This window comes from Bacteroides sp. (genome assembly GCF_028690125.1).
In the GTDB taxonomy this organism is placed as follows: Bacteria; Bacteroidota; Bacteroidia; order Bacteroidales; family Bacteroidaceae; genus Bacteroides.
The window spans coordinates 50,333-56,844 of record NZ_JAQVBV010000029.1 but is presented as its reverse complement, the minus strand read 5'-3'; the positions used below and the strand labels follow the sequence as shown (position 1 = coordinate 56,844).

9 protein-coding genes are annotated in these 6,512 nt (G+C 38.1%); 3 read left to right on the top strand and 6 right to left on the bottom strand.

Features of this window, described 5'->3' with window-relative positions:
- The 3 genes from PHO71_RS17355 to PHO71_RS17345 all read left to right on the top strand — a co-directional run.
- Positions 1-315: hypothetical protein (locus PHO71_RS17355; RefSeq protein WP_300205734.1), on the top strand; the 315-nt coding region annotated here is incomplete at its 5' end.
- On the top strand, positions 287-640 hold the full coding sequence (locus tag PHO71_RS17350) for a hypothetical protein (protein WP_300205732.1): 354 nt from the start codon (positions 287-289) through the stop codon (positions 638-640). The genes PHO71_RS17355 and PHO71_RS17350, both read left to right, overlap by 29 nt.
- A 2-nt stretch (positions 641-642) precedes the next feature.
- Positions 643-1,497, top strand: a complete 855-nt coding sequence (locus tag PHO71_RS17345; protein ID WP_300205730.1) for a DHH family phosphoesterase — start codon at positions 643-645, stop codon at positions 1,495-1,497.
- 271 nt (positions 1,498-1,768) lie between these two features.
- Here the strand turns inward: PHO71_RS17345 and PHO71_RS17340 are convergent, their stop codons facing one another.
- Genes PHO71_RS17340 through PHO71_RS17315 form a run of 6 tightly spaced genes read right to left on the bottom strand, consistent with a single transcriptional unit; the run spans position 1,769 to position 6,494 of the window.
- Positions 1,769-2,641: a hypothetical protein gene (locus PHO71_RS17340; RefSeq protein WP_300205728.1), complete on the bottom strand. Its 873-nt coding sequence runs from the start codon at positions 2,639-2,641 to the stop codon at positions 1,769-1,771.
- Positions 2,622-3,032 carry an ERCC4 domain-containing protein gene (locus tag PHO71_RS17335; RefSeq protein ID WP_300205726.1) on the bottom strand — a complete coding sequence of 137 codons (411 nt, stop codon included), beginning with the start codon at positions 3,030-3,032 and terminating at the stop codon, positions 2,622-2,624. Before PHO71_RS17335 ends, PHO71_RS17340 begins: the two co-directional genes overlap by 20 nt.
- Positions 3,032-3,802, bottom strand: a complete 771-nt coding sequence (locus PHO71_RS17330; RefSeq protein WP_300205724.1) for a hypothetical protein — start codon at positions 3,800-3,802, stop codon at positions 3,032-3,034. Before PHO71_RS17330 ends, PHO71_RS17335 begins: the two co-directional genes overlap by 1 nt.
- A gap of 5 nt (positions 3,803-3,807) precedes the next feature.
- Positions 3,808-4,716, bottom strand: coding sequence for a hypothetical protein (locus tag PHO71_RS17325; RefSeq protein ID WP_300205722.1), 909 nt, complete (start codon positions 4,714-4,716; stop codon positions 3,808-3,810).
- Between the two features lies 1 nt (position 4,717).
- Positions 4,718-5,617 carry a hypothetical protein gene (locus tag PHO71_RS17320; protein WP_300205720.1) on the bottom strand — a complete coding sequence of 300 codons (900 nt, stop codon included), beginning with the start codon at positions 5,615-5,617 and terminating at the stop codon, positions 4,718-4,720.
- A complete protein-coding gene (locus PHO71_RS17315) occupies positions 5,604-6,494 on the bottom strand; it encodes a hypothetical protein (protein WP_300205718.1) in 891 nt (296 codons plus the stop codon). The genes PHO71_RS17320 and PHO71_RS17315 overlap by 14 nt, the downstream gene beginning before the upstream one ends.
- Positions 6,495-6,512: the final 18 nt, after the last annotated feature.

The window sequence follows — 6,512 nt, the reverse complement described above, 5'->3', positions numbered from 1 at the left end:
GTTGTTCCTGAAGAACCAGTTGTTCCAGAGGAGCCAATACCAGTGGTAGAAAAGAAATCCTCTGGTGGCAGTGGCTTCTTTATTGACGATGTACCACAAGAACCAGAGCCAGAGCCAGAGCCTGTTGTAATACCCACCGAAAAAGAAGAACCTATTATAATCGATATATATACTGAAGAAAACGAAACTGCAATGACGGAAGTTCATAATGAAGGACTACATACAGCAATCATGTTATTCATCTCGTTTTTAGTTGTAACTATACTCTGTTGGGGAGATATTAAAAATGAAAATCCTTTCAGGCGCAATCGTTAAACTAACTGGCGTTCAACAGGGCTATGAAGATGCCCTTTTTGAACTGGTAAAGTCTAGTGATCTTTGGTCTTTACAGTGTATTTGTGGCCACTGTTGTTTTGTAGTAGCAGCATTTTATGATGTTGGAACTAGACCAAAAGTTTGTTATCAGAATATCCCAGAATTAAACGCATATAATATTCATATTGAAGAATCAATCCGCGATGCAGCAGAACTTTTAGATATACCAGCACCAGAGATGGAAACATCAATTTTATATGCCGTATTTGATGACAATTTTACAAGAGCAGAACAAATATATGAACATGTTTTACGAGGCGATTAAGTATGAAACTTAGTGTTATTTATCATCATAATGATTTAGATGGAATTTGTAGTGCAGTAGTTATGCAGAATTATCTGGAGAGCAAAGGATTTTTTGTCGCAGCAATTCCCGTACAGTATGGTGACAGATGGGACGCAGAGCTCGTCAGTCGCGTTGATTTTGTTGCCGTGGTGGATTTCACCTTCCCTGATATGAACGCCCTTTCTGCGGCCTCTCAGTTAATCTGGATCGATCATCACGAGACAGCGCAGAAATTAAATCCTGAATTATGGAATGATCCAAAAATTGCTGGGATTAGAAGTATTGATTTGGCTGCATGTGAATTAACGTGGCATTGGTGTACTATTGGGATGCGTACGCCTAATATTGTGAAGTGGATCGGAGATAGAGATATCTGGAAATTTGCTTTTAATCCCTACACAACTCTCGTTTGCGCTACAGCATTTCTAAAATTAACATCAGCCGATTCCGAAGATTGGCCGTTACTGATGGATCCAATCGACAGTGCTAAAATAGAAGACGAATATATTAGTCAAGGAAAGATACTACAGGAAGCGCAGAAAAAACGAATTATTGATGCTGTCCAACATGGACGTCGTGTTCGTCTTGAAGGATTTAATACACTTGCTGTAAATGCCACGAACGATACGTCAGAACTAGGACAGTTCATTTATACAGAACTTGATTATGAATTAGCACTCATTTATAACATTGATGAGAATTTAAAAACAAGATGTTCGCTAAGATCAAACAGGCCGGATGTAAACTGCGCGACTATTGCGCAGAAGTTTGGCGGTGGCGGGCACAAGGGCGCAGCTGGATTTATAATAGATAATATAATGGATTTGCTAGTATGATGATTCCATTCCTATTTAAATCTGCTGATAAACAAAGAGCTGATGAAGCTGAAGATAAGTTACGACGGATTAAACAGATCGTTAATGGAACGGCATCTGAACCAGTAATTCGGTATGAAGAACTACCAAAAGAAAAACGCGTTCCATTTGAAGAAATGTGCAGTGAATTCAATTGCACGTTAAACACCGCATATGAAGAATTTCGTGAATATTCCTTTGGAACTAACGAATTATATGCGCTTCATTTTATTGTAAAAAAGAATGGGATTATTTACAAATTTGGTATTACTGCGCACTCAGAGATGCGGTTACAATTAATGATGGATTCATTTGAAATGAGGTTGTTACAAATTGACACCACCAGAAGAATTAGAGACCCAGGATTTAAAACGGGCGAATTGTGACATTCAAAAAAATCGCGATGCGGCACTTCGTTGAGCGTTGGTGCCAATTCTATTGGTGACACCAATATACTTCCACTTGCAGCAGCTGTGTTTTTCCTAATATCAATATAAATTGAGGATCCGCTAGGAGCCGTAAGAACGCCTACTCTACAGTTTGCTACACTTTGTGTGCGTTCACTCATATAATGTCCTAGACAGCCTATGGCTACTTCACCAGAGAGCTCATACATTAATGTTTCATATTTTGTTGTAGATACAGTAGCCCATGTATTGTCATCTCTAAGGAATGACCCACTAGCTTCGCTGACTGTAGGCGGAAGTCGTCCATCATTTCCTTCACATACAGTTCCTACAGAACTACCGAAATCCTTATTGAAAGCGGTATTTTTTGTGAAGCTATCTTCTTTTCCAGCAACACTTAACTCAAGGTCTGCATGTGATAGTGTGCCAACATTCGCTAACTCTGTATGATCTATTCCGCTCTGATCTAGACTTACAGAGATAGTAGAGCCGGAAAGCGCAATAGTAATAGGAGTAGCACCGCCAACTGATCTAAGCTGAACGACACCCGCTTCTGTAGTAGAATCATATACACCAACACCAGTACCTAAATTCGACATTTCGCTGGCTTCCGCAAGGATTCCAGCAAACGTCGTATTGATAGCTGTTAGGATGGTTTTAATTTCAGCTAGAACCTCATCTTGATTCTTCTGTCGAATATTAGTTAACTTTTGCTGCATATGTACCACCCAGAATTTCTAATGCGATCCTTGCCGCATCTTCGCGAGAGCCAGCAAGAATAACTTCTACACCAAAGTTATCACGGATTTCATGTAAACACTTCAGGATATATTTCTGACTCATTCTAGAATGTCGCTTCTTTAAATGTGCTGTAATATCCTGTTCGTCGCCTTCGATTATAAGATAATCAAAACCGCGTGCTAGCTCATTCCAAAATCTCTGTTTTGATTTACCACAACAATTACATATATCTGGAATTGATTTGCGCTCAATAATTACATTACCATTTGAGTAATCTCCGGTAGATAATGTCGCTACAGTGAATGATACACCAGACCAAGCATCAGTTAAACTCCATGGTTTCTGTTCTCTAGTATCAATTGTTATCATCAATCAAGTCTCCTGTGTATCATTCTGTATGTAGCATTCGCTTTGGTTAGTCTACTCAAAATCCATTTATATTTATTTAATTCGATTTCTTCAATTGTTTCCAATCCATAAACAATGTTATTTCTACTTATAAACATACCATCTTCGTATGTATCAAATGTAACAAACTTTGCATATACACCCTGTGAATCAGTACGTCCTAATACTCTTACCGTGTCCCCTTCTAGAATGATAGTTGCATTTCTAAACCGTTCTCCATTAAGTTTCTCAACTATAAGAATTAATGGAAGGAACGTACCATCAACATACATATCTGTTGGAGCATTAGTCTGAATAAAATGATTAATATCTAGTATTGGTGGTAAATTTGCTGAACCAAAAGTTGCCAGATCTGCTGTAATACCAGAGTAAGAGCCAGATGATCTTACACGTACTGAATCTATACTTCGTAGTGCTGAGTAACTTGTACACGTTGCAGTTAACGATGAAACAGCAATAATTGGAGCGTAATTACTTCCAGATGCAAAAAGAGCTAATGCTGCGTCTGGAGATGCATACGATCCACTTGTTCTTACACGTTCTGCATATAACTCATTTAGTCCGGCAAAACTCGGTAAATTAACAGAACCGCTTGGTGTTCCAATTTTATAGAATCCAGTTGCTAGATATGAACCACTTGTATTTACGACTGATCTTAAAGATGTAGCTCCAATAGAACCGCTGCAAATAAATGGCACGGCGGATCCACTGATTGTAGCTACAATTACCAACTAATTCACCCCGGTGCTGTATATGGGAACGCATTCTCATACGGAATAGCCGCATAGTACGCCGGCGAATAATTTAGCGAATACCATTCTATAACTATAAACTTTCTTACCTGCAATGTTTCAGGATCAATCCACGATACAATATCGCCAGGGCCTAAGCCACTGCCTGTACTTGTGAGTTGAACACTAAACCATCTTCTTGTACGCGCTACTGGATATGTACAATTTGTATTGTTGTGGTAATATGCAAACTCAAAGTATACCTTATTATTCCCATCTGATTTATTTGCCTGTTTTTCCTCTTTAATTAAATCTATATTACTTGTAGGATTATAAACAAACGGTCTTACATCACCTTGTGTATAACTACCACCAACCCATTCTCGTCTAGTGTGCACGAAAATTTCTGATCCACCGTCATCAAATTCCCAGAACGATTTGTCAATAGCTTCAATTACTAAGAAATGTGCACCAACAGTAACTGCCTTACTATGGCGCTGCCAGTAATAGGAACCTACATATAATCCATATTCATCTTGCCAATATGTCCACTGTGCATCATAGTTCCAATATAAATCAGCTTCGGCCGATGTATCTAAGTATGACCAATTCGGGTTTCCACTGGCATAAGCTAATGGTAAATACGTTGTATACGATGTACCAGTAGGTGCATGTGTATCTGTATCATATCCGGTACTATATACAATCTCTAACAATACATAAGATTCGTATTGCCACGTGTGATGCCCACGTCTAAATGTAATATATGTATCATCACCACGCCATTTGACAACACGTTGATTTGTACTTGTATCTACGTCTTCCCAAAGGGTAGGATATTCGGTTGCCCAATATGTAACCCAATCATCAATTATTTGAGCAGTTGATCTTAATGCTGCATTATAGAATGTCATTTTATACTACCTCGAATGGAATTCCTATAAAATAATTTGGCCCAGTCTCTGTTGCTGTAAGCATATCCACTATTAAATAACTTCTAGTTGTTCCATTATCATCCCATACAACAACATCTAATGGTAACGCATCTGTATTAGCCTCATCAACTACAAACCAACGTTTTGTCTGTGCGATAGGATCTAAAAATGTCCCAGGATCGTTATAATACCATGGAAAATCTATATAGAGTTCTCCTGTACCAGCGGATGAATACGCTTTGGTTGTATACTGCCACATGTTAGCTGAGCCAACATAATTAAACGGCCTAAGTGATGGATAGTCTTTATCTTCTTCTGATGCGTTAAACGCTGTACCATAGTCAATGACACTCATAAATATATCTGAAAAACCATCAGAATACTCCCGATCGGCAACAGGAATAATTTCTAAATTAAATAGGATTGTTCTCGAATCATCAACATTTGTAATATATGGATTACGATACCAAAGATTTAATCCACCGGCATCTATATAATATATACATTGATATTTCTTGTTCCACCATATATCTCTTTCGGCTTCGGAATCTAAATTCGTTGGATTGGCATTGTATGCTGCGTGTGCTGTGACAACGATATACATTGTGTAAACGGTACCGGTTGGTTCGTAAAGTACGCCATCCCAGCCAGTTGATACATTAATTCTGATACCCACGAAACCAAAGTATAGCCCATATTCCCAGTCAGGTTTAAAGTGTATATATAGTGAATCTGGGGTATAATATAAACATCTGTCACCAAATCCACTTGTGATATCTGAAAAATCTGAATTAGCGGCAAGGAGGGCATCCGCCATCTCTTGCACTAATTCTACAATACTTAGCGACTTAGAAACAATTGTCATTTTAAACACCATCATATGGCTTAGCACTCGAATATGGCATAGCTACAAACCAACTTGGTGCAGCTTCAGTACCAGTTGCACAATCCATAATCATAAACTGTCGCTCAACACCATCATCATTCCACGTAATTATATCCCATGGAAGAAGATTACTATCTCGTTTATAGATATAGAACCACCGTTTAGTTTGGAATATCGGAATTAATTTTGTGCTCCCACCATCATAGTAATACCATGGAAATTTAAAGTATGTTTTGTCATTTCCACCGCTATAAAACGCCATATATGGATAACTCCACATAGCAGTAGTAGAGTTATAATTAAACGGTCTAGCGGAGACTCTGTTATACTGTTCTTCAGTATCGTTAAATGTGCTTCCGTGGTTAACAACATTTATGAATATATCACTCTGCGCATCATTATACTCGCGGATTGATGTTTGAATGAATTCTAAGTTAAATAGACCACTCCTAGAGGCATCAACTTCTGTAACAAATGGGTTTCTCCACCATAAATGAATACCATAACTATCTGAATAATACGCACATTGAATTTTCTTGTACCACCAGTTATCACGATCAGCTTCACTATCAAGATAACTCGGATCCGCATTATATGCCGCATGTGCAAATGTAACTATCGTTGTATAATATTCAGTACCAGCTGGTATATAAAGATTAAAGTCCCAACTAGATGAACATGTAATATGAACACCTACATAACCAAAATAAAGACCCCATTGCCAATCTGGTTTGATTTGAATATAAAGTCTGTCAGGTTCATAATATAAAACCCAAGCGTTTGTTTGGTGTTCTTCAATAACTGTAAAGTCGGCAGGACGTTCTGCTAAAAGAAGATTATATATCTCCTCAGCAATCTCTACCGTATTCATATTCTTTCGTACAAATCC